The 21309-nt window shown below is 39.7% G+C and carries 23 protein-coding genes and 1 other annotated feature; all 23 genes read right to left on the bottom strand.

Features of this window, described 5'->3' with window-relative positions:
- Positions 1 to 2: 2 nt before the first annotated feature.
- Positions 3 to 344 carry a 50S ribosomal protein L22 gene (rplV, locus tag J2Y03_RS27475; protein WP_132096509.1) on the bottom strand — a complete coding sequence of 114 codons (342 nt, stop codon included), beginning with the start codon at positions 342 to 344 and terminating at the stop codon, positions 3 to 5.
- Positions 345 to 361: 17 nt separating this feature from the next.
- Positions 362 to 640 carry a 30S ribosomal protein S19 gene (gene rpsS / locus J2Y03_RS27470; RefSeq protein ID WP_090767623.1) on the bottom strand — a complete coding sequence of 93 codons (279 nt, stop codon included), beginning with the start codon at positions 638 to 640 and terminating at the stop codon, positions 362 to 364.
- Positions 641 to 700: 60 nt separating this feature from the next.
- Positions 701 to 1531: a 50S ribosomal protein L2 gene (gene rplB, locus J2Y03_RS27465; protein ID WP_310200290.1), complete on the bottom strand. Its 831-nt coding sequence runs from the start codon at positions 1529 to 1531 to the stop codon at positions 701 to 703.
- A gap of 28 nt (positions 1532 to 1559) precedes the next feature.
- Positions 1560 to 1844 (bottom strand): 50S ribosomal protein L23, encoded by a 285-nt coding sequence (rplW, locus tag J2Y03_RS27460; protein ID WP_090767618.1) that lies wholly within the window; start codon positions 1842 to 1844, stop codon positions 1560 to 1562.
- On the bottom strand, positions 1844 to 2467 hold the full coding sequence (rplD, locus tag J2Y03_RS27455; RefSeq protein ID WP_132096505.1) for a 50S ribosomal protein L4: 624 nt from the start codon (positions 2465 to 2467) through the stop codon (positions 1844 to 1846). Before rplD ends, rplW begins: the two co-directional genes overlap by 1 nt.
- A gap of 29 nt (positions 2468 to 2496) precedes the next feature.
- A complete protein-coding gene (gene rplC, locus J2Y03_RS27450) occupies positions 2497 to 3123 on the bottom strand; it encodes a 50S ribosomal protein L3 (RefSeq protein ID WP_310200285.1) in 627 nt (208 codons plus the stop codon).
- A 42-nt stretch (positions 3124 to 3165) separates the two neighbouring features.
- Entirely contained in the window at positions 3166 to 3474 is a 309-nt protein-coding gene (gene rpsJ, locus J2Y03_RS27445) for a 30S ribosomal protein S10 (protein WP_132096501.1), read from the bottom strand.
- A gap of 383 nt (positions 3475 to 3857) precedes the next feature.
- A complete protein-coding gene (gene tuf / locus J2Y03_RS27440) occupies positions 3858 to 5045 on the bottom strand; it encodes an elongation factor Tu (protein ID WP_310200283.1) in 1188 nt (395 codons plus the stop codon).
- Positions 5046 to 5171: 126 nt separating this feature from the next.
- The gene (fusA, locus tag J2Y03_RS27435; protein WP_310200281.1) at positions 5172 to 7253 is read right to left on the bottom strand and encodes an elongation factor G; all 2082 of its coding nucleotides are present in this window, start codon (positions 7251 to 7253) and stop codon (positions 5172 to 5174) included.
- 47 nt (positions 7254 to 7300) lie between these two features.
- Entirely contained in the window at positions 7301 to 7771 is a 471-nt protein-coding gene (rpsG, locus tag J2Y03_RS27430) for a 30S ribosomal protein S7 (RefSeq protein ID WP_132096494.1), read from the bottom strand.
- Positions 7772 to 7813: 42 nt separating this feature from the next.
- Positions 7814 to 8236 (bottom strand): 30S ribosomal protein S12, encoded by a 423-nt coding sequence (gene rpsL / locus J2Y03_RS27425; protein WP_026565517.1) that lies wholly within the window; start codon positions 8234 to 8236, stop codon positions 7814 to 7816.
- Between the two features lie 103 nt (positions 8237 to 8339).
- Complete coding sequence (locus tag J2Y03_RS27420) at positions 8340 to 8588, bottom strand: 50S ribosomal protein L7ae-like protein (RefSeq protein ID WP_132096492.1); 249 nt, start codon at positions 8586 to 8588, stop codon at positions 8340 to 8342.
- 137 nt (positions 8589 to 8725) lie between these two features.
- Complete coding sequence (rpoC, locus tag J2Y03_RS27415) at positions 8726 to 12325, bottom strand: DNA-directed RNA polymerase subunit beta' (protein ID WP_132096489.1); 3600 nt, start codon at positions 12323 to 12325, stop codon at positions 8726 to 8728.
- A gap of 67 nt (positions 12326 to 12392) precedes the next feature.
- The gene (gene rpoB / locus J2Y03_RS27410) at positions 12393 to 15950 is read right to left on the bottom strand and encodes a DNA-directed RNA polymerase subunit beta (RefSeq protein ID WP_132096487.1); all 3558 of its coding nucleotides are present in this window, start codon (positions 15948 to 15950) and stop codon (positions 12393 to 12395) included.
- 262 nt (positions 15951 to 16212) lie between these two features.
- On the bottom strand, positions 16213 to 16812 hold the full coding sequence (locus J2Y03_RS27405) for a class I SAM-dependent methyltransferase (protein WP_310200272.1): 600 nt from the start codon (positions 16810 to 16812) through the stop codon (positions 16213 to 16215).
- A gap of 97 nt (positions 16813 to 16909) precedes the next feature.
- Positions 16910 to 17269, bottom strand: coding sequence for a 50S ribosomal protein L7/L12 (gene rplL / locus J2Y03_RS27400; protein ID WP_132096483.1), 360 nt, complete (start codon positions 17267 to 17269; stop codon positions 16910 to 16912).
- A gap of 55 nt (positions 17270 to 17324) precedes the next feature.
- Positions 17325 to 17825 (bottom strand): 50S ribosomal protein L10, encoded by a 501-nt coding sequence (gene rplJ, locus J2Y03_RS27395; protein ID WP_132096481.1) that lies wholly within the window; start codon positions 17823 to 17825, stop codon positions 17325 to 17327.
- Positions 17826 to 17858: 33 nt separating this feature from the next.
- Positions 17859 to 18004 (bottom strand) — a sequence feature (ribosomal protein L10 leader region).
- 53 nt (positions 18005 to 18057) lie between these two features.
- Positions 18058 to 18756 carry a 50S ribosomal protein L1 gene (gene rplA, locus J2Y03_RS27390; RefSeq protein ID WP_132096479.1) on the bottom strand — a complete coding sequence of 233 codons (699 nt, stop codon included), beginning with the start codon at positions 18754 to 18756 and terminating at the stop codon, positions 18058 to 18060.
- Between the two features lie 106 nt (positions 18757 to 18862).
- The gene (rplK, locus tag J2Y03_RS27385; protein WP_007085303.1) at positions 18863 to 19288 is read right to left on the bottom strand and encodes a 50S ribosomal protein L11; all 426 of its coding nucleotides are present in this window, start codon (positions 19286 to 19288) and stop codon (positions 18863 to 18865) included.
- 238 nt (positions 19289 to 19526) lie between these two features.
- Positions 19527 to 20060 (bottom strand): transcription termination/antitermination protein NusG, encoded by a 534-nt coding sequence (gene nusG / locus J2Y03_RS27380; RefSeq protein ID WP_132096477.1) that lies wholly within the window; start codon positions 20058 to 20060, stop codon positions 19527 to 19529.
- A 137-nt stretch (positions 20061 to 20197) separates the two neighbouring features.
- Complete coding sequence (gene secE / locus J2Y03_RS27375) at positions 20198 to 20380, bottom strand: preprotein translocase subunit SecE (protein WP_132096475.1); 183 nt, start codon at positions 20378 to 20380, stop codon at positions 20198 to 20200.
- Between the two features lie 48 nt (positions 20381 to 20428).
- Positions 20429 to 20575 carry a 50S ribosomal protein L33 gene (rpmG, locus tag J2Y03_RS27370; RefSeq protein WP_132096473.1) on the bottom strand — a complete coding sequence of 49 codons (147 nt, stop codon included), beginning with the start codon at positions 20573 to 20575 and terminating at the stop codon, positions 20429 to 20431.
- 112 nt (positions 20576 to 20687) lie between these two features.
- Positions 20688 to 21293, bottom strand: a complete 606-nt coding sequence (gene sigH, locus J2Y03_RS27365; protein WP_132096576.1) for an RNA polymerase sporulation sigma factor SigH — start codon at positions 21291 to 21293, stop codon at positions 20688 to 20690.
- Positions 21294 to 21309 lie beyond the last annotated feature (16 nt).

Here is a 21309-nt window from a genome sequence, read left to right as displayed (position 1 = left end):
GATTATCCCTCCTTCTTTTCTGATAGAACGATTGTGATGTGGCTAGTGCGTTTGTTGATTTGACTTGCACGGCCCATCGCACGAGGACGGAAACGTTTCAACGTTGGTCCTTCATCTACAAAAGCTTGAGTTACTACCAAGCTATTAATGTCCATTTCATAATTATGCTCGGCATTTGCCATAGCAGATTTTAATACTTTTTCAACGATTGGAGAAGCAAACTTTGGTGTATGATTTAAAATCGCCACCGCTTCACCAACTTGCTTTCCTCGAATTAAATCTACGACTAAACGTGCTTTACGAGGAGCAATACGAACTGTTCTTGCAACAGCTTTAGCTTGCATTTGGATGCCCTCCTCTCTTAACGTCTGGTTTTCTTATCATCATTACCATGACCTTTGTAAGCACGAGTTGGAGCAAATTCTCCAAGCTTGTGTCCTACCATGTCTTCAGTAACATAAACAGGCACATGTTTGCGACCGTCATATACAGCGATAGTGTGGCCGATAAATTGTGGGAAGATCGTAGAACGACGAGACCAAGTTTTAACAACTTGTTTACTTTCAGTTTCATTTAACTTTTCGATCTTAACTATTAAATGATCATCAACAAATGGTCCTTTTTTAAGGCTGCGACCCATGGATGAACCTCCCTTCGTGATTGTTCTACGGCTCTTTCTGTGAACCGTAGGTCAATCCCGTTATTTTTTACGACGACGTACGATAAACTTGTCGGATTTGTTCGTTTTCTTACGAGTTTTGAATCCAAGAGTTGGTTTACCCCATGGAGACATTGGTGACTTACGTCCGATTGGTGAACGTCCTTCACCACCACCGTGTGGGTGATCGTTAGGGTTCATTACAGATCCACGTACTGTTGGGCGTTTGCCTAACCAGCGTGAGCGTCCTGCTTTACCAATTTTAATAAGTTCGTGTTGTTCGTTACCTACTTGACCGATAGTTGCACGGCACTCAGCAAGAATCATTCGAACTTCACCGGAATTTAAACGTACAAGTACGTATTTTCCTTCTTTACCAAGAACCTGTGCAGAAGTTCCAGCAGAACGAACTAATTGTCCACCCTTACCTGGTTTTAACTCGATGTTGTGTACAACAGTACCAACAGGGATGTTTACAAGTGGTAATGCGTTACCTACTTTAATATCAGCCTCTGGGCCAGACATTACTTCCAAACCTACTACTAGGTTTTTAGGAGCTAGGATATAACGCTTTTCACCATCTGCATAATTGATTAATGCGATATTCGCGGAACGGTTTGGATCGTACTCGATCGTAGCAACGCGTCCTGGAATGCCATCTTTGTTACGTTTAAAGTCAATAATACGATATGAACGCTTATGGCCGCCACCTTGATGACGAACAGTTAACTTACCTTGGTTATTACGGCCGCCTTTTCTCTTTAACGGAGCCATTAGAGATTTTTCTGGTGTGCTAGTTGTGATTTCTGCGAAATCAGAAGTAGTCATACCGCGACGACCATTGGAGGTAGGTTTGTACTTTTTAATCGCCATGTTTATTCCCTCCTCTTCTTAATAGAATTTATGCTTCGAAGAATTCGATTTCTTTGCTATCAGCAGTTAATTTTACAATTGCTTTACGACGTTTATTTGTGTAACCACCGAATTTACCCATACGCTTAAATTTACCTTTATAGTTCATGATGTTAACTTTGTCAACTTCTACGCCAAAGATTTCAACAATCGCATCTTTAACTTGAGTTTTGTTAGCTCTCACATCAACTTCAAAAGTATATTTCTTCTCAGCCATTAGGTCAGTAGAACGTTCAGTGATAACGGGGCGCTTAATGATATCGCGTGCATCCATTATGCAAGCACCTCCTCTACTTTTTCAACTGCAGCTTTCGTCATGATTAACTTATCATGATTTACAACATCCAACACATTGATTCCGTCAGCTGTTACAACAGTTACACCAGGAATATTACGAGCAGAAAGTGCTACATTTTCATCTAGGTCAGCAGTAACGATTAGTGCCTTCTTCTCAACAGAAAGACCGCCTAATACTGATTTGAAATCTTTTGTTTTTGGAGCATCGAAAGCAAGGCTTTCTAATACTAAAACATTTTCTTCTAATACTTTAGAAGATAATGCAGATTTAATCGCTAAGCGACGTACCTTTTTCGGTAATTTGTAGCTGTAGCTGCGTGGTGTTGGACCAAATACAGTACCACCTCCGCGCCATTGTGGAGAACGGATAGACCCTTGACGAGCACGACCAGTTCCTTTTTGACGCCATGGTTTACGTCCACCGCCGCGTACTTCAGAACGAACTTTTACTTTATGAGTTCCTTGACGTAAAGAAGCTCTTTGCATAACAATTGCTTCGAATAACACGTGTTGGTTAGGCTCGATACCAAATACTGATTCGTTAAGTTCGATTTCACCAACTTGTGATCCGTTTTGGTTAAACAATGAAACTTTCGGCATTCTTTTGCTCCTCCTTTCTTTTGAAGATATTACGCTTTAATCGCACCTTTGATTTTCAATAATGCTTTCTTAGGTCCTGGAACATTACCTTTGATTAAAAGTAAGTTACGTTCAACATCAACTTTTACAATTTCAAGATTTTGAACTGTTACTTGTTCTCCACCCATACGACCAGGTAATAGTTTACCTTTGAATACACGGTTTGGAGCAACAGGTCCCATAGAACCAGGACGACGGTGATAACGAGAACCGTGGGCCATTGGGCCGCGTGATTGTCCGTGGCGTTTAATTACACCTTGGAAACCTTTACCCTTTGAGATTCCTGTTACATCTACAACATCGCCAGCAGCGAAAATATCAACTTTGACTTCTTGACCAACTTCATATCCTGTAACGTCAACTCCGCTGAATTCGCGAATGAAGCGCTTAGGAGTAGTGTTTGCCTTAGCAACATGTCCCTTTTCAGGTTTGTTAGCTAACTTTTCACGCTTATCTTCAAAACCAATTTGAATAGCTTCATATCCGTCGCTTTCAACTGATTTCTTTTGAAGAACTACGTTTTGAGCAGCTTGAACAACAGTAACTGGGATTAAGTTGCCGTTTTCTGCAAATACTTGAGTCATACCAATCTTTCTTCCTAAGATTCCTTTGGTCATTTAAGTCACACCTCCTAGATAATTTGTTATTTATTTTTTAAACTAAAGTTTAATTTCAATATCAACACCGGATGGTAAATCTAAACGCATTAACGCATCAACTGTTTGTGGAGTTGGGTTAACGATATCGATTAGACGCTTATGTGTCCGTTGTTCGAATTGCTCACGAGAATCTTTGTACTTATGAACCGCACGAAGAACAGTGTAAATAGTTTTTTCAGTCGGAAGCGGAATCGGACCAGAAACGGCTGCACCAGAACGCTTTGCTGTTTCAACGATTTTTTCTGCAGACTGATCAAGAATTCTGTGATCATAAGCTTTTAAACGGATACGAATCTTTTGTTTTGCCATTATTTTCCCTCCTTTATTCGCCTATTTTAAAAATAGACATTCTCAGTGAAAATTTCCCACACACTCGCCATGGCAAAGCGGCCGGGTGTGTCAGCAACCTTTCACATCATCGCAGTCAAAGACCAACATTGTCTATTATACATAAAACATTAGGCAAACGCAACATTTTTTAAATAAATTATTTTCTGCTGCGTTCAGCGCACTTTTACTATTATAGCGACCTGTTTATACAATATCAATAGAAAAAGCCATTCTCCAAAAATAACCTTTAATAACGCTTTATTAATTGAATATTAAATGAGCTCTATTTATATAGTAGAAACAAGATTTTTGACATAAAAAAAACAGATGGATCGTCATCCATCTGCTCTCTATTATTCAAATTACTCAGTAATAGTTGTGATTGAACCTGAACCTACAGTACGTCCGCCTTCACGGATAGAGAACTTTGTACCTTCTTCGATTGCTACTGGAGCAATAAGTTCTACAATCATTTCGATGTGGTCGCCAGGCATAACCATTTCTACGCCTTCTGGAAGATTACAAATACCAGTAATATCAGAAGTACGGAAATAGAATTGTGGACGGTAGTTAGTGAAGAATGGAGTATGACGTCCACCTTCTTCTTTAGATAATACATAAACTTGTGCTTTGAACTTTGAGTGTGGAGTGATTGATTTCGGCTTAGCCAATACTTGACCACGCTCGATTTCTTCACGTGCTACACCACGAAGTAATGCACCGATGTTGTCTCCAGCTTCAGCGAAGTCAAGAAGCTTACGGAACATTTCTACACCTGTTACAGTAGTAGATTTTGGCTCTTCAGTGAAACCTACGATTTCAACTACGTCCCCAACTTTAACTACTCCACGCTCAACACGGCCAGTAGCAACTGTTCCACGACCAGTGATTGAGAATACATCCTCAACTGGCATCATGAAAGGTTTGTCAGTGTCACGAGTTGGTGTTGGAATCCACTCATCAACCGCAGCCATAAGTTCGTTGATTTTTTCTTCCCAAGCAGCTTCGCCTTCTAAAGCTTTAAGAGCAGAACCTTTGATAACTGGAGTGTCATCACCTGGGAAGTCGTATTCTGATAATAGATCACGAATTTCCATTTCTACTAATTCAAGAAGTTCTTCATCATCAACCATATCACACTTGTTCATAAATACAACAAGGTAAGGTACGCCTACCTGACGAGAAAGAAGGATATGCTCACGAGTTTGTGGCATTGGACCATCAGTTGCAGAAACAACTAGGATACCGCCGTCCATTTGAGCTGCACCAGTGATCATGTTTTTAACATAGTCAGCGTGTCCTGGGCAGTCAACGTGTGCATAGTGACGTGATTCAGTTTGATACTCAACGTGTGAAGTAGAAATTGTGATTCCACGCTCTTTTTCTTCTGGTGCACCGTCGATTTGATCATAGCCGCGAGCTTCTGCACCACCAACTTTAGCAAGTACAGATGTGATAGCAGCTGTTAGAGTTGTTTTACCGTGGTCAACGTGACCAATTGTACCAATATTTACGTGTGGCTTTGAACGGTCGAATTTAGCTTTACCCATTAGGAAAATCCTCCTTTAATATATAAAAGTTAAGTATATTTTATGGAAACTGTAAATTGGTTGTCCCAATTTCACAGTTTCCATGGTTACATAAGTAGTTATACTTTATTAACAGGTGAAAATCAATTATTCACCTTTATTTTTTTTGATAATTTCTTCAGATACTGATTTTGGAACTTCTTCATAGTGATCAAAGTGCATAGAGAATACTCCACGACCTTGTGTACTTGAACGAAGTGAAGTTGCATAACCAAACATTTCTGAAAGTGGAACCTGGGAACGAACTACTTGTGCATTTCCACGAGCTTCCATACCTTCAACGCGTCCGCGGCGTGCAGTGATTTGTCCCATGATATCACCTAGATATTCTTCTGGGATTACAACTTCAACGCGCATCATTGGTTCAAGGATAACAGGCTTACACTTTGAAGCTGCATTTTTAAGTGCCATTGAAGCAGCAATCTTAAACGCCATTTCAGAGGAGTCAACATCATGGTAAGATCCGTCGAATAATCTTGCTTTAATATCAACTAATGGATATCCAGCAAGAACACCACGATTTAGAGCATCTTCAAGTCCAGCTTGAACTGGAGCGATGTATTCACGAGGAACTACACCACCAACGATTCCATTAATGAATTCAAATCCTTTACCTTCATCATTAGGTGAGAATTCAATCCAAACGTGTCCGTATTGACCACGACCACCAGATTGACGAGCGAATTTACCTTCAACTTGTGCAGAAGCACGGAAAGTTTCGCGATAAGCAACCTGAGGCGCACCAACATTAGCTTCAACCTTAAACTCGCGACGCATACGGTCTACAAGAATATCAAGGTGAAGTTCGCCCATTCCCGCGATAATAACCTGTCCAGTTTCTGGGTCAGTGTGCGCACGGAATGTAGGATCTTCTTCTTGAAGTTTTTGTAATGCAGTTGTCATTTTATCTTGGTCAGCTTTTGATTTTGGTTCTACTGAAAGTTGAATTACTGGTTCAGGGAATACCATTGATTCTAGGATAACAAGGTTTTTCTCGTCACATAGAGTATCACCAGTTGTTGTATCTTTCAGACCTACAGCTGCCGCAATGTCACCAGCATAAACCTTAGAGATTTCTTGACGGCTATTTGCATGCATTTGTAGGATACGTCCAATACGTTCGCGCTTACGCTTAGTAGAGTTTTGGACATATGATCCAGCATCCAGTGTACCAGAGTACACACGGAAGAACGTTAATTTACCAACATAAGGGTCTGTCATAACTTTAAATGCTAGAGCAGAAAACGGCTCATCATCATCAGAATGACGTTCAACTAGTACTTCCTCATCATCTACATCGTGTCCTTTGATTGCAGGAACATCTAATGGTGATGGAAGGTAGTCGATAACCGCATCCAACATAAGTTGAACACCTTTGTTTTTGAAAGCAGATCCACAAATAACAGGATAGAATTCTACATTAACAGTACCTTTTCGAATCGCTGATTTAAGCTCTTCTTTAGTGATTTCTTCACCACTAAGGTATTTTTCCATTAATTCTTCATCTAATTCTGCTACCGCTTCAACTAGTTTTTCACGATATTCTTCAGCTTTTGCTTTGTATTCTTCAGGAATTTCGCCAACTGTGATATCTGTACCTAAGTCGTTCGCATAGAATACAGCATTCATTTCCACAAGGTCAATGATACCTGAGAATTGATCTTCAGCACCAATCGGTAGTTGAATTGGATGAGCATTCGCTTGCAGACGATCATGAATTGTTCCTACTGAATATAGGAAGTCTGCACCGATTTTGTCCATCTTGTTTACGAATACTACACGAGGTACACCATAAGTTGTTGCTTGACGCCAAACTGTTTCAGTTTGTGGTTCAACGCCAGACTGTGCATCAAGTACCGCTACTGCTCCATCAAGTACACGAAGGGAACGTTCAACTTCAACAGTGAAATCTACGTGTCCAGGAGTGTCAATGATGTTTACACGGTGACCTTTCCATGATGCAGTTGTCGCTGCTGACGTGATAGTGATTCCACGCTCTTGTTCTTGCTCCATCCAGTCCATCTGAGAAGCACCTTCATGTGTTTCACCGATCTTATGAATCTTACCAGTGTAATAAAGGACGCGTTCAGTGGTAGTCGTTTTACCGGCATCGATGTGTGCCATGATGCCGATATTACGAGTGTTTGCTAAGGAGAACTCTCTTGCCATTGGTCTTTCTCCTTCCTAGTATGAAAGTTTTTATGATTAAGGTAATCCTACCAACGATAGTGAGCAAACGCTTTGTTTGCTTCTGCCATTTTGTGTGTATCTTCACGCTTTTTAACTGATGCACCAGTGTTGTTAGCTGCATCCATGATTTCATTAGCTAAACGCTCTTCCATCGTTTTTTCTCCGCGAAGACGCGCATAGTTCACTAACCAGCGTAGACCAAGAGTTGAGCGGCGATCTGGACGCACCTCAATTGGTACTTGATAGTTCGCTCCACCTACACGGCGTGCTTTTACCTCTAGTACTGGCATAATGTTCTTCATTGCTGCTTCAAAAATTTCCATTGGCTCTTTACCAGAGCGTTCACGAATTGTTTCAAACGCAGAGTAAAGAATATCTTGTGACTTACCTCTTTTACCATCAACCATCATTTTATTGATTAGACGAGTAACTAATTTAGAATTGTAAAGTGGATCTGGTAACACATCTCTTTTTGCTACAGGACCTTTACGTGGCATTTAATTTCCTCCTTTCAAACAAGCTTTCTATTTATTATGCTATTACTTCTTAGCTGCTTTTGGTCTCTTAGTACCATATTTAGAACGACCTTGCATACGGTTGTTAACACCAGCCGTATCAAGAGCACCACGTACGATGTGATAACGTACCCCTGGTAAGTCCTTTACACGTCCTCCACGAATAAGAACAACACTGTGTTCTTGAAGGTTGTGGCCGATACCAGGAATGTATGCAGTCACCTCGATACCGTTTGTCAAACGTACACGTGCATATTTACGTAACGCTGAGTTCGGTTTCTTTGGAGTCATTGTACCAACACGAGTACATACTCCGCGTTTTTGTGGTGAAGATACATTTGTTTGTGATTTTTTGAAGCTGTTATAACCTTTATTTAGCGCAGGTGATTTTGACTTTTCCTCTTTAGATTGACGAGGTTTGCGTACTAATTGGTTAATAGTTGGCATGTTACTTTTCCTCCCTTCATTTTTTGTAAGCCCACACATCCAGGTGGTTCATTTTTGTGCAAAAACAAAGTTTTTGCAGACCATCTATCTACAAAAACAGTTTTTAACGGATAATCGCTACAGTTGAAGCACCAACTTCTATTCCACATGCTTTGCCGAGTTTTTTCATCGAGTCAACGTGGATAATTGGGACGTTCACATCTTGAGCTAGTTTCACTACCGCTGCTGTTACTTTTGTATCAGCGTCACTTGCAATGATGAGCTCACTGGCTGTTCCATCCTTTAGTGCTTTTACTGTTTGTTTCGTTCCTATAACAATTCTTTTTGCCTGTAATACTTTTTCATAAGACATTTATCATATCCTCCAAAGTATCAGGTTAATAGGAGCACCTTTGATATAATACCATCTTCTAAAAAATATGTCAACAAAGCATTTCATTTTTTTTAAAATGCGGTACTTGCCCTAAAGCAAGTACCGCGATTTATTAATTAATCAATGGCTACTGTTTCTTCAGAAGTTGTATCTCTTAAAATTGGTTCAGCTTTGCGGTATCTTTGCATACCTGTTCCTGCTGGAACTAGTTTTCCGATAATAACATTTTCTTTTAAGCCCAGTAGTTCATCACGCTTGCCTTTGATGGCTGCATCTGTAAGAACTCTTGTTGTTTCTTGGAATGATGCCGCAGACAAGAATGAATCTGTCTCAAGAGATGCTTTTGTAATACCAAGCAATACCGGACGGCCAGTGGCCGGTAGTTTTCCACTTAACAATGCTTTTTCATTTGCATCTGTGAATTGGTGAATGTCAAGAAGTGTACCAGGAAGTACATCCGTTTCACCAGCATCACTAACACGAACCTTACGCATCATTTGTCGAACCATTACCTCTACGTGTTTATCGCCAATTTCAACACCCTGCATACGGTAAACTTTTTGAACTTCACGTAACAAGTACTCTTGAACAGCGTTAACATCTTTGATTTTGATTAATTCTTTAGGGTCAATAGAACCTTCCGTTAACTCCTCACCACGGGCAACCTGATCATTAACAGCCACTTTTAAGCGTGCTGTATATGGTGCATTATATGTTCGTGATTCGATCTCACCTTGAACAATAATCTCATGCTGGCGATCACGGCCTTCATTAATGCCAACAACAACACCATCAATTTCAGATATAACCGCAACACCCTTAGGATTACGCGCTTCAAAAATCTCTTGAATACGAGGTAAACCTTGAGTGATATCGTCACCCGCAACCCCGCCTGTATGGAATGTACGCATTGTTAACTGTGTACCAGGTTCTCCGATTGATTGGGCTGCAATAATACCAACTGCTTCCCCAACTTCAACTTCTTGACCTGTAGCCAGGTTACGGCCATAACACTTTTTACATACACCATGACGAGTATTACATGTAAAGGCAGAGCGAATTTTCACTTCTTCAATTCCTGCACCGACGATGGTTTCAGCAAGATCTTCAGTGATTAGTCCATTTTCAGGAACTAACACTTCATTCGTTTCTGGATGTTTAATTGGGTTACGGGCATGGCGGCCAACTAAACGTTCATCCAAGCCTTCGATAACCTCGGTACCATCCTTTAATGACCGGATTAACAATCCACGATCTGTTCCACAATCATCTTCACGGACAATGACATCTTGTGCAACATCAACTAGACGACGTGTTAAGTAACCAGAGTCAGCAGTTTTCAAGGCTGTATCGGCAAGACCTTTACGCGCACCGTGTGTAGAAATAAAGTATTCTAAAACTGTCAGACCTTCACGGAAACTTGATTTGATTGGTAATTCAATAATACGTCCAGCCGGGTTGGCCATTAGTCCACGCATACCTGCTAACTGTGTAAAGTTTGATGCGTTACCACGGGCTCCGGAATCACTCATCATGAATATTGGATTCGTTTTATTCAAGGATTGCATTAGTTTACCTTGGATGGTATCCTTCGCAGCACTCCAAATGGCAATAACACGATCATAACGTTCGTCTTCCGTAATTAATCCGCGACGGAACTGCTTCAAAACGTTATCAACTTTCGTTTGAGCCTCATGAAGAATTTCTTGCTTTTCAGGTAATACCACGATATCAGCAACACCAACAGTAATCCCCGCTTTTGTAGAATATTTAAATCCTAAGTCCTTCATCCGGTCTAGCATTTTAGACGTTTCAGTGATTTTGAATCGTTTAAATACTTCAGCAATGATATTTCCAAGGATTTTCTTTTTGAAAGGATCGACTAATGGCATTTCTTTAATTCTAGCTAGAACATCTTCACCTTTTTCAACAAAGTAGTTTGCTGGTGTTTCTACTTCAAGATTTTGTCTTGTTGGTTCGTTGATATATGGGAAAGATTTCGGAAGAATTTCATTAAAAATAAGTTTACCCACAGTAGTAATAAGTAGCTTATTATTTTGTTCTTCTGTCAATGTTTCATTTCCTAATGAACCAGCATGGACAGCAACACGGGTGTGCAGATGAACATAGCCATTTTGATAAGCGATTAACGCTTCGTTGGTATCTTTAAATATCATACCCTCTCCGACAACGCCTTCTCTTTCAAGAGTTAGGTAGTAGTTACCTAGTACCATATCCTGAGAAGGTGTAACAACTGGCTTACCGTCTTTAGGGTTCAAGATGTTTTGAGCAGCTAACATTAAAAGTCTAGCTTCTGCTTGCGCTTCAGATGAAAGCGGAACGTGAACAGCCATTTGGTCACCATCAAAATCCGCGTTGTATGCAGTACATACGAGCGGGTGAAGGCGTATCGCTCTTCCTTCAACAAGAGTAGGTTCAAATGCCTGAATCCCTAGTCTATGAAGTGTTGGGGCACGGTTAAGTAAAACCGGGTGCTCGCGAATAACATCTTCAAGCACATCCCATACTTCCGGAGAGACTCTTTCAATCTTACGTTTTGCCGATTTAATATTATGGGCTAAACCTTTTTCTACTAGTTCCTTCATAACGAAAGGCTTAAATAACTCAAGAGCCATTTCTTTCGGCAAACCGCATTGGTACATTTTTAAGTTCGGACCAACAACAATAACGGAACGACCAGAATAGTCTACACGTTTTCCAAGTAAGTTTTGACGGAAACGTCCTTGCTTTCCTTTTAACATATGGGAAAGTGACTTTAATGGACGGTTACCTGGACCCGTTACCGGACGACCGCGACGACCATTATCAATTAATGCGTCCACTGCTTCTTGGAGCATCCGTTTTTCGTTTTGAACGATAATATTTGGAGCACCAAGATCCAATAACCGCTTTAAACGGTTATTCCGATTGATAACACGACGGTAAAGATCGTTTAAATCAGATGTAGCAAATCTTCCTCCATCAAGCTGTACCATTGGACGAAGTTCTGGTGGAATAACAGGAAGGACATCAAGAATCATCCATGATGTTCCATTACCAGAGTTACGGAAAGCTTCCAACACTTCAAGACGCTTAATCGCACGTGTACGGCGCTGACCTTGTGCTGATTTCAGTTCTTCTTTTAGTGCTTCAACCTCTTTATTTAAATCAATATCAGAAAGAAGTTTTTTAATTGCTTCTGCACCCATCGCTGCTTGGAATTTATTTCCGTATTTTTCACGGTATGCACGATATTCCTTTTCTGATAAAAGTTGTTTCCTATCAAGAGCTGTATCTCCTGATTCAGTTACAACGTAAGAAGCAAAATAAATAATTTCCTCTAAAGCCCTTGGAGACATATCTAAAACTAGTCCCATACGGCTAGGAATGCCTTTAAAATACCATATATGAGAGACAGGAGCTGCAAGCTCAATATGCCCCATACGTTCACGACGAACCTTAGCACGTGTTACTTCAACACCGCATCGGTCACATACAACACCTTTATAGCGGACGCGTTTATATTTTCCACAATGACATTCCCAGTCCTTAGTCGGACCAAAAATTCTTTCACAGAATAAACCATCCTTTTCAGGCTTCAATGTACGATAGTTAATTGTTTCTGGTTTTTTCACTTCTCCAAAAGACCAAGAACGAATTTTATCAGGTGATGCCAAACCAATCTTCATATACTCAAAATTATTAACATCAAGCAAGGGGCCTACCTCCCTTTCTATCTAGACAGTCATTAACTGAAGCACACTTATGTGCTTCAGTTAAGTCTTATTCCTTTGAACCGACCTTTTCAGATTCAAATGCTTGTGCTTCCGGTACGTTTAATGTGTCAACTTGCTGTAACTCATCATCATCTTCCGTATCACGCATTTCTATTTCTTTTTCATCACCGGAAAGGATTTTTACATCCATACCAAGACTCTGAAGTTCTTTTATTAATACTTTGAATGATTCAGGAACACCTGGTTCCGGTACATTTTCACCTTTTACAATTGCTTCATACGTTTTCACACGACCCACAACATCATCTGATTTTACTGTCAGAATTTCTTGAAGAGTGTAGGCGGCACCGTATGCCTCTAATGCCCAAACCTCCATCTCACCAAAACGCTGTCCACCAAACTGAGCTTTACCGCCAAGTGGCTGCTGGGTTACAAGTGAGTATGGTCCCGTTGAACGAGCATGGAGTTTATCATCAACCATATGTGCAAGCTTAATCATGTACATGACACCAACAGACACACGGTTATCAAATGGTTCTCCTGAACGGCCATCGTATAATACAGTTTTTGCATCACTAGCCATTCCGGCTTCTTCAATCGTGCTCCAAACATCATCTTCAGTTGCACCGTCAAATACTGGTGATGCAACATGAATACCAAGGGCTCTAGCTGCCATTCCTAAATGAAGCTCAAGCACCTGACCGATGTTCATACGTGAAGGAACCCCTAAAGGATTTAACATAATATCAATTGGGGTACCATCTGGTAAATAAGGCATATCCTCTTCTGGTAATATCCGAGAAATAACCCCTTTATTACCATGGCGTCCTGCCATTTTATCCCCTTCATGAATCTTACGCTTCTGAACAATATAAACACGTACAAGCTGATTCACACCTGGAGGCAATTCATCGCCATCTTCGCGGTTAAACACTTTAACATCAAGGACAATACCACCGCCGCCATGTGGAACTCTTAAGGAAGTATCACGAACTTCACGTGCTTTTTCTCCGAAGATTGCATGCAAAAGCCTTTCTTCAGCAGTAAGTTCTGTAACACCCTTCGGAGTTACTTTACCAACCAGCAAGTCACCATCTTTTACCTCTGCACCAGTACGAATAATTCCACGCTCATCCAAATTACGAAGAGCATCTTCCCCTACATTTGGAATGTCACGGGTAATTTCTTCTGGGCCAAGCTTTGTATCACGTGATTCTGACTCATATTCTTCAATATGAATAGATGTATAAACATCATCTTTTACAAGTCGTTCGCTCATAATGATCGCATCTTCATAGTTATAGCCATCCCAGTTAACGAAGCCAACTAAAACGTTACGACCTAGAGCTAGTTCACCTAGTTCCATCGAAGGACCATCAGCAAGAATCTCACCTTTTGTTACATGGTCACCCACTGCAACAATTGGGCGTTGATTATAGCATGTTCCCTGATTAGAACGAATGAATTTCAACATTTTATATTTATCAAGGTCACCTTTTACTTCTTGACCATCAACTGTATTGATTCGACGAACCCAAACCTCACGCGCCTCGACATGCTCCACGATACCTTCTTGCTTACAAATAACCGCAGCTCCAGAGTCTTTACCAGATACATACTCCATTCCAGTACCTACACGTGGTGCTTCAGGCTGTAATAAAGGAACAGCTTGACGTTGCATGTTCGCACCCATCAACGCACGGTTAGAGTCATCATTTTCAAGGAACGGAATACATGCTGTTGCTGCCGAAACAACCTGTTTAGGTGATACATCCATATAGTCGATACGGTCGCGTTTTACAACCGTGTTTTCACCACGGAAACGTGCAACAACATCTTCATCTAAGAATGTACCGTCATCACCAAGAAGTGAATTCGCCTGTGCCACAACATAGTTATCTTCTTCATCTGCTGTTAAGTAATCGATTCGACTTGTAACCCTTCCAGTATCAGGATCAATTCGGCGATATGGAGTTTCAATGAAGCCAAAACGATTAACCTTTGCAAATGATGATAATGAGTTGATTAGACCAATGTTTGGTCCCTCTGGCGTTTCAATTGGACACATACGACCGTAGTGGGAGTAGTGAACATCACGCACTTCAAATCCTGCACGTTCACGTGTTAATCCACCTGGTCCTAATGCAGATAAACGACGCTTATGTGTTAATTCAGCAAGCGGATTCGTTTGATCCATGAATTGCGATAACTGAGAGCTTCCGAAGAATTCTTTTATTGATGCAATTACAGGACGAATATTGATTAACTGCTGTGGTGTGATTGTAGCAGTATCTTGAATCGACATTCTCTCACGTACCACACGTTCCATCCGAGACAAACCAATTCGGAACTGATTTTGAAGCAATTCACCAACAGAACGAAGACGTCTATTTCCTAAATGGTCAATATCATCCGTGTCGCCAACACCATGTAATAAGTTAAAGAAATAACTGATAGAAGCAATGATATCTGCAGGCGTAATATTCTTAATAGGTTCTGGAACATAGGCATTTCCTAGGACGTTGATTACTTTTTCTCCATCGTCATTTGGTGCATAGATTTTTATTCCTTGAAGAATGATTTCTTCTGATACAACACCGCCAGCTGGATTAAAGCCCTTGAAGTTAACATCCTTTTCGAGAGCAGGAATGATCCGATCAAGGTTTCTACGATCTAGAAGCGTACCTTTTTCTGCAATAATCTCGCCTGTTTCAGAATCAACGAGTGATTCAGCTAAACGTTGATTAAATAAACGGTTTTTAATATGAAGCTTTTTATTAATTTTATATCGACCTACATTTGCAAGGTCATATCTCTTAGGATCAAAGAATCTTGAAACCAATAGACTCTTTGCATTTTCTACGGTCGGAGGCTCACCTGGACGGAGACGCTCATAGATTTCAAGAAGCGCTTTTTCTACTCCCTCAGTGTTGTCCTTTTCAAGAGTATTTCGAATGTACTCATTATCCCCAATCAATTCAATGATTTCTTGATCAGAGCCGAACCCTAGTGCACGCAAAAGAACCGTAACGGGCAGTTTCCGAGTACGATCTATTCTGACATAGACGACATCTTTGGCGTCTGTTTCATATTCAAGCCAAGCGCCGCGGTTCGGAATGACTGTAGCTGTAAATCCTTTTTTACCGTTTTTATCAAGTTTTCCACTAAAATATACGCTCGGAGAACGTACTAACTGTGAAACGATAACACGTTCTGCCCCATTAATGACAAACGTCCCCGTTTCAGTCATGAGTGGGAAATCACCCATAAAAACATCTTGGTCTTTTACTTCGCCTGTTTCTTTGTTTACAAGACGTACTTTAACACGCAATGGTGCAGAATATGTAACATCCCGCTCTTTCGATTCCGCAACAACATACTTCGGTTCGCCAAGGCTGTAATCAATAAATTCTAGTGATAGGTTACCAGTAAAGTCTTCAATCGGTGAAATATCCTGGAACATTTCACGCAAACCCTCATCAAGAAACCATTGATAGGAAGAGGTTTGGATTTCAATTAGATTTGGTAATTCTAAAACTTCACTGATTCGTGCGTAACTTCTTCGTTGGCGGTGTCGTCCATACTGAACTAGTTGACCTGTCAACTGATTCACCCCTCAAATCAAGCGTTTTTATTAAACATATATTTTGGTCTTATGCAGGAACCAAAAAGTTCCCCATCAGACAAAAAAAGAAAAAGGGTTTTTATATCTAAAAAAACCACAATTTCACATTTAGACTATTATTTTGTCATCTTTTCCGTCTTAAACCCGTTTTATACTAATAAAATAAGTATTTTCAGGAATAAATCGGAAATTATTATGATGGCATTTTATAATGCTAACACACTTGACAAATTCAAGTCAACTATTTTACAGCCTTAATAATAAAATAACCTTTAGCTTTGTCAATAGTTTCTACTGTGGTAAAACGTTCTTTTAATTTTTCAATTGCTGAAGGCGCACCTTGTTTCTTCTGAATCACTACCCAAAGCTCACCACTGGTGACTAGATGCTCATAACTTTGATCAAAAATATCGTGAACTGTCTTTTTACCTGCTCTAATAGGCGGGTTTGTTAAAATAGCAGCAAAGTTAAATTCTTTTACACTTTTCAAAGTGTCACTTTCATAAATCTCAACATTTTGTACCGCATTTTGCTCAGCATTTGCCTTTGCCAGCTCAATCGCCCGTTCGTTCACATCGATCATATGTACATTACGCTCTGGATAATTGTTTGCAATTGAAAGACCAATTGGGCCGTATCCACAGCCTACATCTAAAACAGGTCCTTCCACGTTTGGCAATTCAAATACTTCTATTAATAAGCGGGAACCAAAATCTACTTCCTTCTTTGAAAAAACTCCGTTATCTGTTTTAAAACGAAATAACTTATTTCTTAAGGTAAAGTCCCAATATTTCGGTTCACTTTCAACCTTTTGGGTACGAGAATAGTAATGTTCAGACAATAAGTTCACCTCCGAGGAGTGTAATTAATGAGGTTACCTGAGGAAAAAAACTGTCGAAAAAAAGCCCGCTTATACAGCGAGCTTTTCTATAAGGTTATTACTTAACTTCAACGTTTGCTCCAACTTCAGCAAGCTTAGCTTTAACTTCTTCAGCTTCTTCTTTAGAAACGCCTTCTTTAACAGCTTTAGGTGTGTTGTCAACAAGGTCTTTTGCTTCTTTAAGACCAAGACCAGTGATTTCACGTACTGCTTTGATAACTTTAATTTTTTGATCTCCAGGGCTAGCTAGGATTACATCAAATTCAGTTTGCTCTTCAACAGCTGCAACAGCTGCGCCGCCTGCTGCTACTGGTGCAGCTGCAGTTACGCCGAATTCTTCTTCGATTGCTTTTACTAGGTCGTTAAGTTCTAAAACAGTCATAGATTTAACTGCTTCAATGATTTGTTCTTTAGTCATTTTAATTTTCCTCCTTAGTTTTCAATCCGTTATTTGTTAAGCGATAAGTTTTAGCTTACGCGCCTTGTTCTTCTTTTTGTTCTGCAACTGCCTTTGTAACAAGAGCAAGGTTGCGGATTGGAGCTTGTAGAACGCTGAGTAGCATAGAAAGCAAACCTTCGCGTGAAGGTAGTTCAGCAAGTGCTTTAACCTCTTCAACTGTAGCGATATTTCCTTCGATTACACCAGCTTTAATTTCTAGCGCTTCATGTTTTTTTGCAAAATCGTTAAGGATTTTTGCAGGTGCTACAACATCTTCATTACTGAACGCGATTGCGTTCGGTCCTGTTAATGCTGCATTTAACTCTGAAAGCTCAGCAGCATCTGCTGCACGGCGAGTCATAGAGTTTTTATAAACTTTAAAATCGATGCCAGCTTCGCGAAGCTGTTTACGAAGTTCTGTTAATTCAGCAACAGTAAGTCCACGGTAGTCAACAACGATTGTTGATTTACTAGCTTTTAACTTTGCAGTAATTTCGTCAACGATTTGAATCTTTTGTTCGATTACGCTGCTCATCTTTACACCTCCTGTAGATTCTCTACATTTATACCAGGCAAAGTAAAACCTCCACATCAAGTAAAGACATGGAGGTGCATACAATAGCCGAATGAATCAGCCAATTCTATCGCATTACCTCGGCAGGGAATTAAGCTATACAAAGCACCTGCTGTCTTCAGTACAAATGTTTTTATTTAAACAACAAAATAGATTATATAAAATATATCTATATTTGTCAATTGGTAAAAAATTACTTAACTGTAACTGATGAAGGATCAACCTTCACGCCAGGTCCCATTGTTGAAGTAACAGTTACGTTCTTCATGTATGTTCCCTTTGCAGCTGCAGGCTTAACTTTTAACATTGTTTCGAATATTGTTTTAAAGTTCTCAACAAGTTTTTCGTTTTCGAAAGAAGATTTACCGATTGGAACATGGATATTACCAGCTTTATCAACACGGTATTCAACTTTACCTGCTTTAATTTCATTAATAGCTCGAGTTACATCGAAAGTTACAGTACCAGTTTTAGGGTTTGGCATTAAACCTTTAGGTCCTAATGTACGACCAAGTTTACCAACTTCACCCATCATGTCAGGAGTTGCTACGATTACATCAAATTCAAACCAACCTTGTTGGATTTTAGTGATATACTCAGCATCACCTACATAATCTGCACCAGCAGCTTCTGCTTCTTTCACTTTTTCACCCTTTGCGAATACTAAAACGCGTTGAGTTTTACCAGTTCCATTCGGAAGTACGACTGCACCACGAATTTGTTGGTCTGCTTTCTTAGGGTCTACGCCTAAACGGAAAGCAACTTCAAGTGTCGCATCAAATTTAGCATAGCTTGTTTGCTTAGCAAGTTCAATTGCTTCAACAACTGGGTAAGCTTTTGTACGATCTACAAGCTTTGCAGCTTCTAAAAACTTTTTACCTTTTTTAGCCATTTTTATTTCCTCCTAGATTGTGGTTTTAACGTTGTTTAATAACTCCCACGAATAAAGGTTGCGTAAGTAACGCAACCCCCTTCATTTCAAAAACAGTTTACATGGATTAGTCTTCGATTACGATACCCATGCTGCGTGCAGTACCTTCAACCATGCGCATTGCTGCTTCAACACTTGCTGCGTTTAGGTCAGGCATTTTTTGTTCCGCAATCTCGCGTACTGTATCACGTTTTACTGTTGCTACTTTATTACGGTTTGGTTCACCAGAACCAGATTGAATTCCAGCTGCTACTTTTAGAAGAACGGCAGCAGGAGGAGTTTTCGTAATAAATGTAAATGAACGGTCTTCAAAAACCGTGATTTCAACAGGAATGATCAATCCAGCTTGATCTGCTGTACGAGCGTTAAATTCTTTACAGAATCCCATGATGTTAACACCGGCTTGACCTAGTGCAGGTCCAACTGGTGGTGCAGGATTCGCTTTCCCAGCAGGGATTTGTAATTTAACAACTTTAATTACTTTTTTAGCCACGAGACACACCTCCTTAAAGTCCGTGATGTGGTAATAGGGTTTTACCCTCCCACTCAGGCATTTGTCTTTATATAAAGATAAAGATCTTATTAAAAGTCTCGTCTCATCAAGAGACATACTGACCTATGAAATATTACCACTTTTTTAAAATGATTTCAAGTTTTTTTCTAATTACTATTCATTTTTCTTAGAATGTCTAGCTTCAGCGCCCCTGGGCAAGGCGGTTCCGCTTTTCTAATTACAATTTCTCAATTTGTGTAAATTCTAGTTCTACCGGGGTGTCACGACCAAACATATTAACAAGAACCTTAAGTTTAGCCTTGTCCTTATCCATCTCTTCAACGGTTCCTGTAAAGTTTGTAAATGGACCTTCTTTCACCCGAACAGTTTCACCGATTTCATAATTAACATCAATACGTCTTTCCTCAACACCCATTCTTTTTAGAATAACCTGTACTTCTTCAGGAAGAAGGGGAGTCGGTTTGGAACCGGCTCCTGACGAGCCGACAAATCCTGTTACACCAGGAGTATTCCGTACTACATACCAAGAATCATCCGTCATTACGATTTCAACAAGGACATAACCAGGGAAAACTTTTCGTTTAACAACTTTCGTTTTCCCATTTTTAATTTCGGTTTCTTCTTCTTCGGGAACAACAACTCTAAATATCTTATCTGTCATACCCATTGATTCCACACGTTTTTCTAAATTCGCTTTAACCTTATTCTCATAACCTGAGTAAGTATGTAAAACATACCAATTTTTTTCCATTCAAGAGGACTAAACGTCCATCCCTCCCCGTACTTTTATGAAGATATTTTTATAAAGACAAATGAAAAAACCCGTTAGACGGGTTTTGCAAGAAAATTTCCTTTATTATTCACCATTATACCATGAAATACCTTTTATTATTCAATAATAAAACGAATCAATTTTGATATTCCTAAATCTAGGACACCAAAGAAAATTGAGAAAAATGCAACCGTTGAGAGTACTGTAATCGTATAGCGCGTTAGTTCCTTCCGTTTTGGCCAACTAACCTTTCTCATTTCACGGATTATATCACTGAAGAATTTCTTTAAGCGTTGCATATCTGTAACCCTCCAACTATCGGAATAACATTGCATGTTTGACTGAAATTATTTTGTTTCTCGGTGCATTGTATGGGAGGCGCATGTTTTGCAATACTTTTTTAATTCTAATCGTTCGGATTGTAATTGATTAGCATTAGTGGAGTAATTACGTGAACCACAGTCAGCACATGCTAGAATAACCTTTTTACTCATAAAGTGTCACCTTCAACATCCATCTATTATATCCTTAAAAATGTAACACGACCCCTATTTATTGTCAACAGCTTCTATGAGCAGTTTCATATAAATGACATAGTTTTCAAACTTATAAACTAAATTCTCTAATCTCTAAATATCTTTCTAATTTCCTCTTCACACGCTGTAAGGCGTTATCAATTGATTTTACGTGACGATTCAGTTCTTCTGAAATCTCTTGATAGGATTGGCCATCAAGGTATAGAGCCAGAACCTTCCGTTCTAAATCACTTAATAATTCTGTCATTTTTACTTCTATATGATCAAATTCTTCTTGGTTAATAATTAATTCTTCTGGATCCAGAACCTTCGTTCCTGACAGAACATCCATTAAGGTGCGGTCGGATTCTTCGTCATAAATTGGTTTGTCCAATGATACATAGGAATTTAACGGAATATGTTTTTGCCTTGTTGCTGTTTTTATAGCCGTAATAATTTGCCGGGTGATACATAATTCAGCGAATGCTTTGAAAGAGGTAAGCTTGTCCTCGCGAAAGTCTCGAATGGCCTTAAAAAGCCCGATCATTCCCTCTTGAACAATATCTTCCTTATCCGCTCCGATTAAGAAGTAGGATCTTGCCTTTGCACGAACAAAGTTACGATACTTGTGAATTAAATAGTCTAATGCCTCAGTATTACCTTGGTGCACTAGATAAACCATTTCTTCATCTTCCATTGAAAAAAATAGATCG

The organism is Neobacillus niacini, from assembly GCF_031457145.1.
In the GTDB taxonomy this organism is placed as follows: Bacteria; Bacillota; Bacilli; order Bacillales; family Cytobacillaceae; genus Neobacillus; species Neobacillus niacini_J.
The sequence above is the reverse complement of the archived record's forward strand: the minus strand, read 5'-3'. Positions and strand labels throughout refer to the sequence as shown.